At 57.3% G+C, this 16399-nt stretch carries 12 protein-coding genes; 10 read left to right on the top strand and 2 right to left on the bottom strand.

Annotated features, from left to right (window positions below; all coding sequences use genetic code 11):
• Positions 1-425 precede the first annotated feature (425 nt).
• The 7 genes from ABLV76_RS17555 (at position 426) to lysS (ending at position 10879) form a co-directional block, all read left to right on the top strand.
• On the top strand, positions 426-1346 hold the full coding sequence (locus ABLV76_RS17555) for a Kdo(2)-lipid IV(A) acyltransferase (protein WP_017898813.1): 921 nt from the start codon (positions 426-428) through the stop codon (positions 1344-1346).
• A gap of 100 nt (positions 1347-1446) precedes the next feature.
• A complete protein-coding gene (locus ABLV76_RS17550) occupies positions 1447-1719 on the top strand; it encodes a DUF1471 domain-containing protein (RefSeq protein WP_004202387.1) in 273 nt (90 codons plus the stop codon).
• 289 nt (positions 1720-2008) lie between these two features.
• Positions 2009-3577, top strand: a complete 1569-nt coding sequence (gene cadC / locus ABLV76_RS17545) for a lysine decarboxylation/transport transcriptional activator CadC (protein ID WP_017898812.1) — start codon at positions 2009-2011, stop codon at positions 3575-3577.
• A 365-nt stretch (positions 3578-3942) separates the two neighbouring features.
• Positions 3943-5277 carry a cadaverine/lysine antiporter gene (gene cadB, locus ABLV76_RS17540; RefSeq protein ID WP_004202389.1) on the top strand — a complete coding sequence of 445 codons (1335 nt, stop codon included), beginning with the start codon at positions 3943-3945 and terminating at the stop codon, positions 5275-5277.
• Between the two features lie 82 nt (positions 5278-5359).
• The gene (cadA, locus tag ABLV76_RS17535; protein ID WP_002892486.1) at positions 5360-7507 is read left to right on the top strand and encodes a lysine decarboxylase CadA; all 2148 of its coding nucleotides are present in this window, start codon (positions 5360-5362) and stop codon (positions 7505-7507) included.
• Between the two features lie 59 nt (positions 7508-7566).
• The gene (dtpD, locus tag ABLV76_RS17530) at positions 7567-9042 is read left to right on the top strand and encodes a dipeptide permease DtpD (RefSeq protein ID WP_004202391.1); all 1476 of its coding nucleotides are present in this window, start codon (positions 7567-7569) and stop codon (positions 9040-9042) included.
• 319 nt (positions 9043-9361) lie between these two features.
• On the top strand, positions 9362-10879 hold the full coding sequence (gene lysS / locus ABLV76_RS17525) for a lysine--tRNA ligase (RefSeq protein WP_004202393.1): 1518 nt from the start codon (positions 9362-9364) through the stop codon (positions 10877-10879).
• A 131-nt stretch (positions 10880-11010) separates the two neighbouring features.
• Here the strand turns inward: lysS and ABLV76_RS17520 are convergent, their stop codons facing one another.
• Entirely contained in the window at positions 11011-11436 is a 426-nt protein-coding gene (locus ABLV76_RS17520) for a hypothetical protein (protein ID WP_025999107.1), read from the bottom strand.
• Positions 11437-12009: 573 nt separating this feature from the next.
• Between ABLV76_RS17520 and iolE the strand changes: the two genes are divergently transcribed.
• The 3 genes from iolE to ABLV76_RS17505 are packed head-to-tail and all read left to right on the top strand — an operon-like array spanning position 12010 to position 15140.
• On the top strand, positions 12010-12930 hold the full coding sequence (gene iolE, locus ABLV76_RS17515) for a myo-inosose-2 dehydratase (RefSeq protein ID WP_023319878.1): 921 nt from the start codon (positions 12010-12012) through the stop codon (positions 12928-12930).
• Positions 12927-14099, top strand: a complete 1173-nt coding sequence (locus ABLV76_RS17510; RefSeq protein ID WP_004202397.1) for a Gfo/Idh/MocA family oxidoreductase — start codon at positions 12927-12929, stop codon at positions 14097-14099. The genes iolE and ABLV76_RS17510 overlap by 4 nt, the downstream gene beginning before the upstream one ends.
• 9 nt (positions 14100-14108) lie before the next feature.
• A complete protein-coding gene (locus tag ABLV76_RS17505; RefSeq protein WP_064794518.1) occupies positions 14109-15140 on the top strand; it encodes a Gfo/Idh/MocA family oxidoreductase in 1032 nt (343 codons plus the stop codon).
• A 242-nt stretch (positions 15141-15382) separates the two neighbouring features.
• Here ABLV76_RS17505 and ABLV76_RS17500 read toward each other — a convergent pair whose 3' ends face one another.
• Positions 15383-16390 (bottom strand): Gfo/Idh/MocA family oxidoreductase, encoded by a 1008-nt coding sequence (locus ABLV76_RS17500; protein ID WP_064178028.1) that lies wholly within the window; start codon positions 16388-16390, stop codon positions 15383-15385.
• Positions 16391-16399 lie beyond the last annotated feature (9 nt).

Below are 16399 nucleotides of genomic sequence, written 5' to 3'. Positions count from 1 at the left end.
CATATCTGGGAAAAGGATCCGCAATGTCGATGCTTAACCTTTGCCCGAGTCACAAATAACCGCATGAAGGCGTCACAAATGACGTTGAACATCCCGCCGCGCAGCACGTTATCTCCGTGCTGCAGAGCAACCACGGGGCCAATGCAACAGGCGATGAGAAAATATGCTGTTTGTTTTTTGGGCAACCAGTCGCGCTGTAGAGGTCTGGTTTATTTTTTTATGCATAAAAAAGGAAGTTTTACGCGAAGTGGCTAATAATAGAGTAGCCGCAATCACAAGACTGAAATTAGTGATTGAACAACGTATAATATCGTGCTTTGTGTCTTAGTGTTACCGCACGAATTGGAAAAATACAACCGGCAGGATCCGCTACTTTATTTCGCGGTTTTTGCTCAGCTATTATTGAGTGAATTAACAGGATTACTATGTCAAATTTACCCAAATTTTCCCGCGCGCTGTTGCACCCGCGTTACTGGCTGTTATGGCTGGGAATTGGCCTCTTATGGCTGCTGGTGCAATTACCGTATCCGGTGATCTACCGACTGGGCACTGCGCTCGGGCGGCTGGCAATGCGGGTGATGAAAAGCCGCGCACGGATTGCCAGACGTAATCTCGAACTCTGCTTTCCCGCGATGAGCGTCGCCGAGCGTGAGGCACTGCTGGTGAAAAACTTTGAATCGCTGGGCATGGGGCTGATGGAGACCGGCATGGCCTGGTTCTGGCCGACGCACCGGGTGGCGCGCTGGACCGAGACCAGCGGCGTAAACGAGGTGGTCGAACTTCTGGAACAAAAGCAGGGCATCTTACTGATCGGTATCCATTTTCTGACCCTCGAAATGGGGGCGAGAATGTATGGCATGTTTACCCCGGGGATCGGCGTCTACCGGCCCAATGATAACCCGCTGATTGACTGGCTGCAGACCTGGGGACGCTTGCGCTCGAACAAGACCATGCTGGATCGAAAAAATCTGAAAGGCATGGTCAGGGCGCTGAAAGAGGGAGAGATCCTCTGGTACGCGCCGGATCATGATTACGGGCCGGCCAGCAGCGTTTTTGCGCCGCTGTTTGCTGTCGAGCAGGCGGCGACCACCACCGGCACCTGGATGCTGGCGAAGATGTCCGGGGCGACGATTGTACCGTTTGTTCCGCGACGCAAACCCAACGGTATGGGATATGAGCTGATCTCCCTGACGCCGGAGCGCACGCCGCCGCTGGCCAGCGCCGAGGTTACCGCGGCGTGGATGAACCAGATTATCGAACAGTGCATCCTGATGGCGCCTGAACAATATATGTGGCTGCACCGGCGCTTTAAGACCCGCCCGGAAGGGGTGCCGCCGCGTTACTGAACGCTGCGGCCAAAAAATCAGCGCACCGGTAGCACGCTTATTAAATCGCCGTCTATACTGAAAGAGCCTGATCTAAGGCCCATTCCAAGGAGATTGCAGGATGAAAAAAGTGATAGTCGCGTTAGCCCTTTCCGCCGTTGCGTTTGGCGCGTCCGCCGCGCAGTTGATCACCAAAGAAGAAGCTAAACACTTTAAACTGACCAAGGTCGGACCGATCTCGGTGGGGCCGTCAGGTGGGCAGTTCTCTTCACCTTCCGATCTGCACGATCAGCTCTCCAAGCTGGCCGATGAGAAAGGCGGAAAGTACTACGTGATTACTGCTGCGCGTGAGCATGGTCCTAACTTTGAAGCCACAGCGGAAGTGTATAAATAATCGATTCTTCCGCGTGCCATAACGGCACGCCACTGACTGAGCCTGGAGCGCATTACGCCTCCGGGCTTATTTTTTTCCGCTGCCCACGTTCCGACGGCTAAGCGGAAGCGAAAACGTTTTTTATCGCTATATATGAATTTGATGATCACGATGTTAATGAAATATTGCTTTTTATTGTCGCTAAAAGGCGAATTCCAACCTAATGCCTGAGGGAGTGACCCCTGGCAAAAATAGGTAGGACAAATGTGTTATCATCGCGCCTTTCCCTTTTTGTCTGGGGCTTTCTTGTATGCTACAACCTGTTGTTCGCGTCGGTGAATGGCTGGTAACCCCCTCTGTAAACCAAATCAGCAGGAAGGGGCGCCAGCTTACCCTTGAACCGCGTTTAATCGACCTTCTGGTCTTTTTCGCTCGCCATCCGGGGGAAGTGCTTAGTCGGGACGAGCTTATCGAAAACGTCTGGACCCGGAACGTTGTGACCAGCCACGTCGTCACGCAGAGTATTTCTGAACTGCGCAAGTCGCTCAAAGACGGCGACGACGTTAGCCTTGAGTACATCGCGACGGTACCCAAACGGGGGTATAAGCTCACGGTGCCGGTGATCTGGTGCACCGAAGAAGGGGAGGAACTCGCCCCACAGATGGAGGCGCTGACGCCTTCGCCTTCGGTCGCCGCGACCGCGCCGCCGGCTGCCGGTGCGCCGCCCGATGCGCCCGTCTCCGCCGCCGATCCCGCCGTGCCAGCTCCCGCTCCGACAGTGGCCAGCGCGCCGTCAGTGCGTAAACGGCTCACCACCGCCCTGGTGTGGGGACTGTTCCTGTTGGCGCTGGGCACCTGCGTGGCGCTGGTGGCGCTGTCGAGCATGGAATCGCGGCCGCCGGTCAACAAGGCGCGCCTGTTGCTTAATCCGCGCGATATCGATATCCACCTGGTGAATGGTAACTCCTGTACCAACTGGTCGTCGCAGCACTCCTACGCGGTCGGCCTGGCCAGCCTGATCACCACCTCGCTGAACACCTTCTCGACCTTTATGGTGCATGACAAAACGGACTACAACATCAATGAGCCGAGCAGTTCCGGTAAAACGCTAACCATTGAGTTCGTCAATCAGCGCCACTACCGGGCGCAGCAGTGCTTTATGTCGGTCCAGTTGGTGGATAATGCCGACAGCTCGACGATGCTCGATAAGCGCTACTTTGTGACCAATGACAACCAGCTCACCATCCAGAACGATCTGATGAACAGCCTGTCGGATGCCCTGACGCAGCCGTGGCCGGCGCGGATGCAGGCGATGCTCAGGCAGTATCAGCCGTCGCAAAGCGTGGCGTTAACCTATTTCTACCAGTCGCATCAGCTGTTAATGAAGGGCGATGTTGACTCATTAAGTAAGGCCAGCAGCCTGCTGGATGATGTGATTAAACGGGCACCTGATTTTATTTATGCGTATGCCGAAAAGACGCTGGTGGATGTATTACGCCATTCGCAACAGCCGCTGGATGATAAACAGCTGGCAGCCCTCTATAGCGAAGTTGAGCGGGTAGGGGAGATGCCGGGTATTAAAGACATGGCGATTTATTATCAAATAAAAGCGGTGGATTTGCTGGGGAAGGGCAAAGTCGATGAAGCGAATACCGCGATTAACAGTGCGATCGATTTAGAGATGTCGTGGCTGAATTATGTGCTGTTAGGCAAAGTCTATGAGATGAAAGGTGAGAACCGGCTGGCAGCAGATTCTTACATTACGGCGTTTAATTTACGCCCCGGGGGAGACACATTGTACTGGATTGAAAACGGGGTTTTCCAGACGTCGGTCAACCGGGTGGTTCCGTATCTCGATAATTTCCTCTCTTCAGAATAAGTAAACCCTCATCGTGTGCAAGGTTTTGGGCATGATGAGGTTAAATTTATGTTTCTCATGAAGCCTCTTGTTGTTATTTGTATTTAGCATTCAGGAGGCTTTAAATAACAGTTCGGCAACACGCCGCATCTGGTTTAAGTGCATGTAAAACAATAATGTTTATCTTTTTCTGACACCCTGTTGTCATGTTTATATGTTAAGCGAAAAAGGTCAAAATATCATTTGTCTGATGTTTGTTGTTATTTCACTTTATCTTTAGGACTTATCTCGTACAAATCAGTAATCTTGTTGGCAGTTGGTCGGGTCAATTAATGGTTCTGTATCATGATCTGTACCTCCCAAATAAACTTAGGAGAAAAACAACCATGAGTTCTGCCAAGAAGATCGGGCTATTTGCCTGTACCGGTGTTGTCGCCGGTAATATGATGGGGAGCGGTATTGCATTATTACCTGCGAACCTGGCCAGCATCGGTGGTATTGCCATTTGGGGCTGGGTAATTTCAATTATTGGTGCGATGTCTCTGGCTTATGTTTATGCCCGACTGGCCACTAAAAACCCGCAGCAGGGTGGCCCAATTGCTTACGCAGGGGAAATATCTCCGGCATTCGGTTTCCAGACCGGTGTGCTTTATTATCATGCAAACTGGATTGGTAACCTGGCTATCGGGATTACCGCGGTTTCTTATCTGTCTACGTTCTTCCCCATTTTAAATAACCCGGTGCCAGCAGGGATTGCCTGTATTGCCATCGTGTGGATCTTTACTTTCGTTAATATGCTCGGCGGGACCTGGGTCAGCCGTCTGACCACCATTGGTCTGGTGCTGGTGCTTATTCCAGTGGTGATGACCGCGGTCGTCGGCTGGCACTGGTTTGATGTCGCTACCTATCAGGCGAACTGGAACACCTCCAGCACCACCGATAGCCACGCGGTCATTAAAAGTATCCTGCTCTGCCTGTGGGCCTTCGTTGGCGTAGAATCCGCCGCCGTGAGTACCGGGATGGTGAAAAACCCGAAACGTACCGTACCGCTGGCTACCATGCTGGGTACTGCGATGGCCGGTATCGTCTATATCGCCGCGACTCAGGTTATCGCCGGTATGTATCCTGCTTCTCAGATGGCCGCGTCGGGTGCGCCGTTCGCGATTAGCGCCTCTACTATTCTCGGCGGCTGGGCTGCGCCGATGGTATCCGCTTTCACCGCCTTTGCCTGCCTGACTTCTCTGGGCTCGTGGATGATGCTGGTTGGCCAGGCCGGTGTCCGCGCCGCCAACGACGGTAACTTCCCGAAAGTGTATGGCGAAGTTGATAGCAACGGTATCCCGAAAAAAGGCCTGCTGCTGGCCGCAGTGAAAATGACCGCGCTGATGGTACTGATTACCCTGATGAACTCCGCCGGTGGTAAAGCCTCTGACCTGTTCGGCGAACTGACCGGTATCGCGGTACTGCTGACCATGCTGCCTTACTTCTACTCCTGTGTTGACCTGATTCGTTTTGAAGGCATCAACATCCGTAACTTTGTCAGCCTGATTTGTTCGGTACTGGGTTGCGTGTTCTGCTTCATCGCGCTGATGGGCGCAAGCTCCTTCGAACTGGCCGGCACCTTTATCGTTAGCCTGATTATCCTGATGTTCTACGGTCGCAAAATGCACCAGCGCCAGAACAACACATCGGATAGCAACAGCCCCGCTAACGCGCACTAATCAGTAACCCTTTTTCCTGAGGCTCCTTCCATCACCTGTCATAGCGCGACGGGAGGGGCTTTCTACATCTGGAGATTTGACTATGAACGTTATTGCAATCATGAATCACATGGGGGTTTACTTCAAAGAAGAACCCATCCGTGAACTGCATCGTGCTCTCGAACGCCTGGACTTCCGCATTGTCTACCCGAACGACCGTGACGACTTATTAAAACTGATCGAAAACAACTCTCGTCTGTGCGGCGTGATCTTCGACTGGGATAAATACAATCTCGAGCTGTGCGAAGAAATCAGCAAAATGAACGAGTACATGCCGCTGTATGCGTTCGCTAACACCTACTCCACGCTGGACGTTAGCCTGAACGATCTGCGCATGCAGGTTCGCTTCTTCGAATATGCGCTGGGCGCTGCGGAAGATATCGCGAACAAAATCAAACAGAACACTGACGAATATATCGACACCATTCTGCCGCCGCTGACCAAAGCGCTGTTCAAATATGTGCGTGAAGGCAAATACACCTTCTGTACCCCGGGCCACATGGGCGGTACCGCCTTCCAGAAAAGCCCGGTAGGCAGCATCTTCTACGATTTCTTTGGCTCCAACACCATGAAATCCGATATCTCGATTTCGGTTTCTGAACTGGGTTCCCTGCTGGACCACAGCGGCCCGCACAAAGAAGCGGAAGAGTATATCGCTCGCGTATTCAACGCTGAACGCAGCTATATGGTGACCAACGGCACCTCTACCGCCAACAAAATCGTCGGTATGTACTCCGCGCCGGCCGGCAGCACCGTGTTGATTGACCGTAACTGCCACAAATCGCTGACTCACCTGATGATGATGAGCGACATTACGCCGATCTACTTCCGTCCGACCCGTAACGCCTACGGCATCCTCGGCGGTATCCCGCAGAGCGAATTCCAGCACGCGACTATCGCCAAGCGTGTGAAAGAGACGCCGAACGCGACCTGGCCGGTACATGCGGTGATCACCAACTCGACTTACGATGGTCTGCTGTACAACACTGACTTCATCAAGAAAACCCTGGATGTGAAATCCATCCACTTTGACTCCGCGTGGGTGCCTTACACCAACTTCTCGCCGATCTATGAAGGCAAATGCGGGATGAGCGGCGGCCGCGTCGAAGGGAAAGTGATTTACGAAACCCAGTCCACGCACAAACTGCTGGCGGCGTTCTCTCAGGCGTCGATGATCCACGTGAAAGGCGACGTTAACGAAGAGACCTTTAACGAAGCCTACATGATGCACACCACCACCTCTCCGCACTACGGGATCGTGGCGTCCACCGAAACCGCGGCAGCGATGATGAAAGGCAACGCCGGTAAGCGCCTGATCGACGGCTCTATCGAACGTTCCATCAAGTTCCGTAAAGAGATCAAACGTCTGAAAGGCGAGTCTGACGGCTGGTTCTTCGACGTATGGCAGCCGGAACATATCGACGGCCCTGAATGCTGGCCGCTGCGCTCCGACAGCGCATGGCACGGTTTCAAAAACATCGATAACGAACACATGTACCTCGACCCGATCAAAGTCACGCTGCTGACCCCGGGGATGAAGAAAGACGGCACCATGGATGACTTCGGTATTCCGGCAAGCATCGTGGCGAAATATCTCGACGAACACGGCATCGTGGTGGAGAAAACCGGTCCGTACAACCTGCTGTTCCTGTTCAGCATCGGTATCGACAAAACCAAAGCGCTGAGCCTGCTGCGTGCGCTGACCGACTTCAAACGCGCGTTCGACCTGAACCTGCGGGTGAAAAACATGCTGCCGTCGCTGTACCGTGAAGATCCTGAATTCTATGAGAACATGCGTATTCAGGACCTGGCGCAGAACATTCACAAACTGATTGAGCACCACAACCTGCCGGATCTGATGTTCCGCGCCTTCGAAGTGCTGCCATCGATGGTGATGACCCCGTATGCCGCGTTCCAGAAAGAGCTGCACGGTCAGACGGAAGAAGTGTACCTCGAAGAGATGGTCGGCCGCGTCAACGCCAACATGATCCTGCCGTATCCTCCGGGAGTGCCGCTGGTGATGCCGGGTGAAATGATCACCGAAGAGAGCCGTCCGGTGCTGGAGTTCCTGCAGATGCTGTGCGAAATCGGCGCCCACTACCCGGGCTTCGAAACCGATATCCACGGCGCCTATCGTCAGGCGGATGGTCGTTACACCGTTAAAGTGCTGAAAGAAGAGAATAACAAGTAATAGACGCACACCAGGGAAGTGGCTTGCCACTTCCCTTTTTCACGCTGCAAGGAGAACACATGAAAACACCCTCACAGCCGCGCGCGATTTACTACATCGTTGCGATCCAGATCTGGGAGTACTTCAGCTTTTACGGCATGCGCGCCTTACTCATCCTCTACCTCACCCACCAGCTTGGCTTTGACGACAGCCACGCCATCAGCCTGTTCAGCGCTTACGCATCTCTGGTTTACGTTACCCCTATTCTCGGCGGCTGGCTTGCCGACCGCCTGCTCGGCAACCGCACGGCGGTGATTGCCGGGGCGCTGTTGATGACTCTCGGCCACGTGGTGCTGGGCGTTGAGTCGACCTCCGCATGGAGCCTGTACGTCGCGCTGGCGATCATTATCTGCGGCTATGGCCTGTTCAAATCCAATATCAGCTGCCTGCTTGGCGAACTCTACGCCCACGACGATCCGCGTCGCGACGGCGGCTTTTCGCTGCTGTACGCCGCCGGCAATGTCGGCTCCATCGCCGCGCCCATCGCCTGCGGGCTGGCGGCCCAGTGGTACGGCTGGCATATCGGCTTCGCCCTGGCGGGAATCGGTATGTTCATCGGACTGATGATTTTCTTAAGCGGCAGCCGCCATTTCCGGCATACCCGCGGCGTCGATAAACCGGCGCTGCGGGCGGTGAAATTCGTGCTGCCGACCTGGGGTTGGCTGCTGGTGATGCTGTGCCTTGCGCCGGTGTTCTTCACACTGCTACTGCAAAACAACTGGTCCGGCTATCTGCTGGCGATCGTCTGCTTGTTTGCCGCCCAGATGGTGGCGCGGATCATGATCAAAGCGCCCGAGCATCGTCGCGCGCTATGGCAGATCGTCCTGCTGATGCTTGCCGGGACGCTGTTCTGGGTGCTGGCTCAGCAAGGCGGGAGCTCGATTAGCCTGTTTATCGACCACTTTGTTAACCGCCGCCTGCTGAACTGGGAGGTGCCGACGGCGCTGTTCCAGTCGGTTAATGCGGTGGCGGTGATGGCGGCCGGCGTGGTACTGGCGTGGCTGATGCGCCCGGAAGGCAGCGTACGTTCGGTGCTGCGCGTCTGGTTGAAATTCGCTTTCGGCCTGCTGCTGATGGGCGGCGGCTTTATGCTGCTGGCGCTTAATGCCCGCCACGGCGCCGCTGACGGTCAGGCCTCGATGGGCATGATGGTCGCCGGGCTGGCGATGATGGGCTTTGCCGAACTGTTTATCGACCCGGTGGCGATGGCGCAAATCACCCGCCTGAACATGCCCGGCGTCACCGGGGTGTTGACCGGGATCTACATGCTGGCCACCGGCGCGGTGGCCAACTGGCTGGCGGGCGTGGTCGCCCAGCAGACCACCGAATCGCAAATCAGCGATACGGCGATTGCCGCCTATCAGCATTTCTTCTCGCAGATGGGGGAATGGACCCTCGGCTGCGTGGCGGTGATGGTGATTATCGCCTTTGCCGCAGCCTGTAGCGTCGGCAAACGCCGCGCGGCGGCTGGCGAACTTCCCGGCGGCGGCGCCTGATGCGCGTCCCGGCGGGCTATCGGCCAGCGCGATTTATCGCCCCGGTAAGCGCAGCGCGACCGGGGGTATTCCATCAACAGCGGAGCGCAAAGCCGCTCCTTGCACAGCGTAGTGAACAGGAGGAGGATATTCTGGCAGGCGCGGAAGCCAACGATAAAAAATACCGTTAGTGAAGGCATAGCTGAGTGAGATCAGCTTGAAGTGAAGCCAGATTCGTTACTCTTGTTCTTCGGTGTAAAGCCGGAGACAGGCCGCGCGGAAGGGTGACCTGGTTCAATTTATCGAAGCTAGTTTGAAAGCAAGGTTATGAGGAACCCATATGTCTGAACAACAAGCACAAGGTGCCGATGAGGCCATTGACCTTAATAATGAACTGAAAACTCGTCGCGAAAAACTGGCTGCGCTGCGTGAGCAGGGCGTAGCTTTCCCCAACGATTTCCGTCGCGATCATACCTCTGACCAATTGCACGCTGAATTCGATGCGAAGGATAACGATGAACTCGCTTCCCTGAACGTTGAAGTTGCGGTGGCCGGCCGGATGATGACCCGCCGCGTGATGGGCAAAGCCTCCTTCGTCACCCTCCAGGACGTCGGCGGCCGTATCCAGCTGTACGTGGCCCGCGATGACCTGCCGGAAGGCGTCTACAACGAACAGTTTAAGAAATGGGATCTCGGCGACATCATTGCCGCCCGCGGCAAGCTGTTCAAAACGCAAACCGGCGAACTCTCCATCCACTGCACCGAGCTGCGCCTGCTGACCAAAGCCCTGCGCCCGCTGCCGGATAAATTCCACGGCCTGCAGGATCAGGAAGTCCGCTATCGCCAGCGCTATCTGGATCTGATCGCTAACGAAGAGTCGCGCCATACGTTCCGCATCCGCTCGCAGATCCTCGCGACCATGCGTCAGTTCATGGTGGCTCGCGGCTTTATGGAAGTGGAAACCCCGATGATGCAGGTGATCCCTGGCGGCGCGTCCGCCCGTCCGTTTATCACTCATCACAACGCGCTCGATCTCGATATGTACCTGCGCATCGCGCCGGAACTGTATCTGAAACGTCTGGTGGTCGGCGGTTTCGAACGCGTGTTTGAAATCAACCGTAACTTCCGCAACGAAGGGATCTCGGTACGTCATAACCCAGAGTTCACCATGATGGAACTGTACATGGCGTACGCGGACTACAAAGACCTGATCGAACTGACCGAGTCGCTGTTCCGCACCCTGGCGCAGACGGTGCTGGGCAAAACCGAAGTGCCGTATGGCGACCAGGTGTTTGACTTCGGCAAGCCGTTTGAAAAACTGACCATGCGCGAGGCGATCAAAAAACATCGTCCGGAAACCAACATGGCGGATCTGGATAACTTCGACGCGGCGAAAGCGCTGGCGGAATCTCTCGGCATTCAGGTAGAGAAAAGCTGGGGTCTGGGGCGCATCGTCACCGAAATCTTCGATGAAGTGGCGGAAGCGCACCTCATCCAGCCGACCTTCATTACCGAATACCCGGCGGAAGTCTCCCCGCTGGCGCGCCGCAACGACGTGAACCCGGAAATCACCGACCGCTTCGAGTTCTTCATCGGCGGCCGCGAAATCGGTAACGGTTTCAGCGAGCTGAACGATGCGGAAGATCAGGCGCAGCGTTTCCAGGATCAGGTCAACGCCAAAGCGGCGGGCGATGACGAAGCGATGTTCTATGACGAAGACTACGTCACCGCGCTGGAGTACGGCCTGCCGCCGACCGCCGGTCTGGGCATCGGTATCGACCGCATGGTGATGCTGTTTACCAACAGCCATACCATCCGCGACGTAATCCTCTTCCCGGCCATGCGTCCGCAGAAGTAATCTGTTGCACTCCCTCCCGGCCCGCGCCGGGAGGTCTCCCCGCATGCGTCACATCACATTGCTTGCCTGGCCGGATGAACCGGTCACCGCAGTCTATCGGCATGGTGTGCCCCCGCCGGGGAGCAGAGAGTTTACTCTATTTTTTGCAACGTGCCGCGCTGGCTGCCGTTTGTCCAGTTGCCGTTAAAGGCATCGTTGAGAGTAAAGGTTGAGTTTTTCACCCGGAAAGTCAGCTTACCCTGGCTCGCTTTTGCGTCCTCCACCAGATGACCATGAGTTTTCACCGTTTTAGCGGTGACGGTAATCTCATCAATTTTATCGCCATATTCAGTATAAACATACCAGGTGCCCAGCCAGGGGCCGAAGCCGCTGCTGGCCTGCTGCGCGGCGGCGGCATTCTCGGCTTTGGTTTTATGAATATCGCAGGTGGTCCCGTCGGTCATCTGCGTACAGCCGGAGCGTTCAAGCTGCTCCCGGTATTTCGCGCTAATGGCGTGGGCCGGCGCGGCGGCGACCAGCGCCAGGGTGAGGGTGGTGAAAAGCCAGGTCTTATTCATCTTATTGTTTCTCATTGCGATAGCGGCGCGCATTGTCATAAAGGTTGATACACATTGGTGTATTCTCCGGGGGCGTCAGAATAAATATAACCGCAGCCATTCCTGACAAATAATGAGCAGAAAGGCGAAGGGTTATTTATTTGTAAAAACATCATTACCCTGATTTTATTTATCACCGTATCTTCCCGCTGCTTGTCATATTATTGCAGAGAGAATGTTAAGTAATTGATGTTTTAAAAGCGATTATTTGTCACTTACGCAAATAACAGCAGGCCAGACCTGGGCGCAGGGCTAAAGCCCGCGCTGGTGCGGTATTGAGTTTTTTTCATATTGCTATCATCATATTTCGAATGAAAGGGATAACCTCTGAAACGGGTTATTAAGCCAGTAATTTTTATCTGCAAAATAAGCCTGCGGCAAGCATTATTTCCATTAATTTTTCAGGGCTACTGGCGACAACGGATATTCCGCCCGCGGCAATGATGGATTTACATCATTTCTCCGTTTTCATCGCTGGTCGTCGCCTGCTTATAGTGACGGCACACCAGACGACTGGCTGAAAAGGAGATAAACATGGCGACAGAGCACCTGCAGTGGGGCATTAGCCCCCTGTGCTGGACCAACGATGTGCTGGAGGATTTAGGCGGCGATATCCCTCTCGACACCTGTCTGCGCGAGGCGCGGGAGGCGGGATTTCAGGGCATTGAGTTAGGGCGCAAGTTTCCCCGCCAGGCGGAGACGCTGGGGCCTCTGCTGGCGGCGGCTGACCTGCGGCTGGCGTCCGGCTGGTACAGCGGCTTACTGGCTGACCGCAGCGTGGAAGCGGAGCTGGAGGCGGTGCGGGGCCACGCGCAGCTCCTCCAGCAGCTCGGCGCCAGGGTCATGGTCTATGGCGAGTGCGGGCAACTGCCCGGTGAAACGCCGCTTGATGAGCCGATCTCGCTCTCACCGCCGTTAAGCCGCGTCAGTCTGACGGCGTATTGCCATAAGCTGAATACCTTTGCCGACCTGCTGCTGCGGGACTACGGTCTGCGGCTGGCCTATCACCATCACCTGATGATGCTGGTGGAGCACGACGATGAGCTGGAGCGGTTTCTGTCACAGACCCATGACAACGTCGGGCTGGCGTTTGATACCGGACACGCCTTCGTCGCCGGGGTCGATATCCCGCGCGTGCTGGAAAAATATGGTCACCGTATACGCCATCTGCATCTGAAAGACGTCCGTCCGCAGGTGCTGGGGCGCCTGTATCGCGAAAACCTGAGCTTTAACGAGGCGGTGCGCGCCGGGCTGTTTACCATCCCAGGCGACGGCTGCATCGACTATGCGCCGATCCTCGACTTTGCCCGCGACAGCGACTACCGCGGCTGGCTGATTATCGAAGCCGAGCAGGACCCGGCGATGGCGCCGCCGTTGGCCACCGCCCGCCGCGCCTTCGCCTGGCTGGCACACCATTTCTCGTCCCCTTCATCATCAGAGGAGCACGCATCATGAGCGCGCGGTTAAATATTGGTCTCATCGGCTCCGGTTTTATGGGCCAGGCGCACGCCGACGCTTACCGTCGCGCGGCCATGTTCTATCCCGATCTGCCGAAGCGCCCCTATCTTTACGCGCTGGCGGATCAGGATCAGGCGCTGGCCGAACGTCATGCGGTGAAGCTGGGGGCGGAGAAGGCTTACGGTGACTGGCGCGAACTGGTGAACGATCCGCTGGTGGACGTGGTGGATATTACCTCGCCGAACCATCTGCACTACACGATGGCGATGGCGGCGATCGCGGCGGGTAAACATGTCTATTGCGAGAAGCCGCTGGCGGTTAACGAGCAGCAGGCGCAGGAGATGGCGCAGGCGGCCCGGCGCGCGGGGGTGAAGACCATGGTGGCCTTTAACAACATCAAAACCCCGGCGGCGCTGCTGGCAAAGCAGATTATCGCCCGGGGCGATATTGGCGAACCGGTGCGCTTTCGCGGCACCTTTGATCAGGGGTTTTATAACGACCCGAACCTGCCCTGGTCCTGGCGCTGCTCGAAAACCCTCGGCGGCAGCGGGGCGCTTGGCGACCTCGGCGCCCATACCCTGTCCGTCGCCCAGTTTTTGATGGGCGGGATCCGTGAAGTAACCGCCAGCGCGCAAACCTGTCTGCGCCAGCGTCCGGTACCGCAGACCGATGCCGGGTATGCCAGCCGGGTCGCGGCCGATGCCGAGTGGCGGGAAGTGGAAAATGACGATCAGGTTCAGTGTCTGGTCAATTTCGACAGCGGCGCCGCGGGGGTGATTGAGGCCTCGCGCATCGCCGCCGGGCGCATCTTCGGCGTGTTCTGGGAGGTCTCCGGCACCGAAGGCACGCTGTATATGGACGGGGAGCGCTTTAACGAACTGCAGGTCTATCGCTTCCGCGATGACAAACACGACCGCGGCTTTAAAACGCTGTATGCCGGGAGCCAGATCCCGGCCTATGCCGGCTTCTTCGGCTTCGATTTTGGCGGCGGCGGGCTGGGCTATTTTGACGTCAAGGTGATTGAAGTGCATGACCTGGTGCAGGGGATTTGCGGGGACGACGACTGCTATCCCAGCTTTGAATTTGGTTTACAGAATCAGCGCGTGCTGTCGGCGATTGAAGCCTCGATGGTCAGCCGTCGCTGGGTTAACGTGGTTAAGGATTAAGGAGCCGCTATGTTTCCCTCACAATTACCGACCCCGCGCCGCCCGGCGGCGCAGAGCATTCCCTCCCTGCGCTGGGGCATTATCGGTCCAGGCTGGATCGCCGAGCGTTTTGTGCACTCATTGAAAACCCAGAGCCGGCAGCAGGTGGTGGCCGTTGCCTCCCGCAGCCAGGCGAAGGCCGACCGGGTAGCCGCGGAATGGGGGATCCCCCAGGCTTACGGCCATGTGGCGGAGATGCTGGCGCGTCCGGATATTGATGCGGTGTATATTGCGACGCCGCACAACCATCACTTTCCCGACGGCATGCAGGCGCTGAAGGCGGGCAAACACGTGCTGATTGAGAAGCCCTTCGCGCTCAACCTTGGCGAAGGACGTGAACTGCAGGCCGAAGCCGCCCGCCAGGGAAAACTGACGCTGGAGGCGATGTGGTGCGATTACGCGCCGAAGTATGATGTGATCCGCCAGCTGCTGGAGGATGGGGTGCTCGGCGACCTGCATACCCTGCTGGCCGATCACGGCGAGTATTTTACTACCGACCACCGCATCTTTAATGCCGACCTTGCCGGCGGGCCGATGATGGATCTCGGCAGCTATCTGACCTCGTTTGCGCTAATGGTGGGCGGTATGCCGCAGGAGATAGTCGCCCGCGGCAGCGCGACGGCAGAGGGGCTTAACGGTCAGACGTCGATGCTGTTCAGCTGGCGGAACGGGATGCAGGGGCTGTTAAACACGACGTTGTTCAGCAACACGCCGGGCGGGGCGGTGGTGGCCGGACGCCAGGCGACCCTGACGATCGACGGTCAGTTTTACGCCCCCGGCGGGTTCACCCTCGCTGCCAGCCAGGGCGGGCAGGCGCTGCGCTGGGAAGAGCCGCGCAATCGCTACGACCAGCTGTTCTGGCAGGCGGAGCATTTTGCCTGGTGCGTCGGTCAGGGGCTGCAGGACTCGCCGCTGCGGCCGCTCAGTCGGGTGCTGCAGAATCTGCAGGTGATGGATGAGGTGCGGCGCCAGGTGGGCGCGGTGTTTAACGAAGAACGCTAAGGGGCCGGCCGGGCTTTGGTTTGCAGGCAGCGCGAGCGTGTCCGCCATTGCCCGGCAGCGGGACGCGCACGGTGCCGGCTGTCCTTGCCCGGCGGCGCTGCGCTTGCGCGGGCCTGGGATATCTATGCAACCGTTTGATATTAAAGCGGATTAATGCCTGTGCTATGTAGGCCGGGCAAGGCGTTGCCGCCGCCCGGCATAAAGGCAGGTTCAGAGCCTGATAGCTGGTGCCACGCAACCCCTCATCGACAGTCGTCGACGGCGACAAACTGGCCGCGCTGCAGAGACTGAACCGCCGCTTCGGCAATCGCCTGCGCCTGCAGGCCGTCCACCAGGCCGGGCAGGTCGGCCACGGTTTCGCCATTCAGAGCGCGGATAAAGGCGTCAAGATGCTGGTAATAAGATCCTTGCACCCGGCTGAACCAGTCCGGCCACAGGCCTGGTTCAATGCGCTGATTGCCGCGCCACAGGGTAGGGCCCGCCGGCGACTGGCTGCCGGACTCCAGCGCGCCCTCTGCGCCCAGCAGGGTGATCCGTTCATCATACCCGTGGCCGGTGCGGCGGGTGTTGTCCAGCTGCGCCAGCGCGCCGCCGCGCATCTGCATCATCAGGATGGAGGTGTCAACATCGCCAAATTCGGCGATTTCCGGCAGGGCCAGCGCCGCGCCCATCGCCGCCACGGTATGCACTTCATCGCCGGTGAGAAAGCGCAGAAGGTCGAAGAAGTGAATCGCCTGATCGCGCATCTGACCGCCGGAGCTGCGCAGATAGTCGAGCGGCGGCATGCTGGAGGCGCGGCAGACCATCTGCACCAGCTCCACCCGACCGATCGCGCCCTGCTCCAGCTGGCGGCGGAGCTGCTGATGGCTGCTGTCGAAGCGCCGGTTAAAGCCGACGGTGACCGGCACGTTCAGGGGAAGCACCCGCTCCACCACCTCGCGGGCGCGCGCCAGGGAGAGGTCGATCGGTTTTTCGCAATAGACCGCCTTGCCCGCCCGGGCGGCGGCTTCCAGCAGTTCGGCATGCGACGGGGTCGAGCTGGCGATCAGCACAGCGTCGATGGCGTCGCTACGGAGAGCCTCGCTCACTGTCACCGCCCGGGCGCCATAGCGGGCGGCCAGCGCCTGGGCGCGCTCCGGCGCGACATCGGCTACCATCGTCAACTCGCTCCCGTCATGACGGGCGAGGCTGGCGGCATGAACCTGACCGATAAAACCACTGCCTACCAGGGCAAAACGTTTGCAATTCATTATTTTTCT

Origin of the sequence: Klebsiella sp. GB_Kp047, assembly GCF_040065235.1 — a bacterium.
Lineage (GTDB): Bacteria > Pseudomonadota > Gammaproteobacteria > Enterobacterales > Enterobacteriaceae > Klebsiella > Klebsiella quasipneumoniae.
Note: the sequence above shows the minus strand (reverse complement) of the source record. Positions and strands in the feature narration are given on the sequence as shown.

Bases quoted from the DNA above. Each gene is read 5' to 3' on its own strand.
- dtpD (WP_004202391.1), top strand. From the start codon at position 7,567: ATGAAAACACCCTCACAGCCGCGCGCGATTTACTACATCGTTGCGATC.
- lysS (WP_004202393.1), top strand. From the start codon at position 9,362: ATGTCTGAACAACAAGCACAAGGTGCCGATGAGGCCATTGACCTTAAT.
- ABLV76_RS17500 (WP_064178028.1), bottom strand. From the start codon at position 16,390: ATGAATTGCAAACGTTTTGCCCTGGTAGGCAGTGGTTTTATCGGTCAG.
- cadC (WP_017898812.1), top strand. From the start codon at position 2,009: ATGCTACAACCTGTTGTTCGCGTCGGTGAATGGCTGGTAACCCCCTCT.
- cadA (WP_002892486.1), top strand. From the start codon at position 5,360: ATGAACGTTATTGCAATCATGAATCACATGGGGGTTTACTTCAAAGAA.
- ABLV76_RS17520 (WP_025999107.1), bottom strand. From the start codon at position 11,436: ATGAATAAGACCTGGCTTTTCACCACCCTCACCCTGGCGCTGGTCGCC.
- cadB (WP_004202389.1), top strand. From the start codon at position 3,943: ATGAGTTCTGCCAAGAAGATCGGGCTATTTGCCTGTACCGGTGTTGTC.
- iolE (WP_023319878.1), top strand. From the start codon at position 12,010: ATGGCGACAGAGCACCTGCAGTGGGGCATTAGCCCCCTGTGCTGGACC.
- ABLV76_RS17505 (WP_064794518.1), top strand. From the start codon at position 14,109: ATGTTTCCCTCACAATTACCGACCCCGCGCCGCCCGGCGGCGCAGAGC.
- ABLV76_RS17510 (WP_004202397.1), top strand. From the start codon at position 12,927: ATGAGCGCGCGGTTAAATATTGGTCTCATCGGCTCCGGTTTTATGGGC.
- ABLV76_RS17555 (WP_017898813.1), top strand. From the start codon at position 426: ATGTCAAATTTACCCAAATTTTCCCGCGCGCTGTTGCACCCGCGTTAC.
- ABLV76_RS17550 (WP_004202387.1), top strand. From the start codon at position 1,447: ATGAAAAAAGTGATAGTCGCGTTAGCCCTTTCCGCCGTTGCGTTTGGC.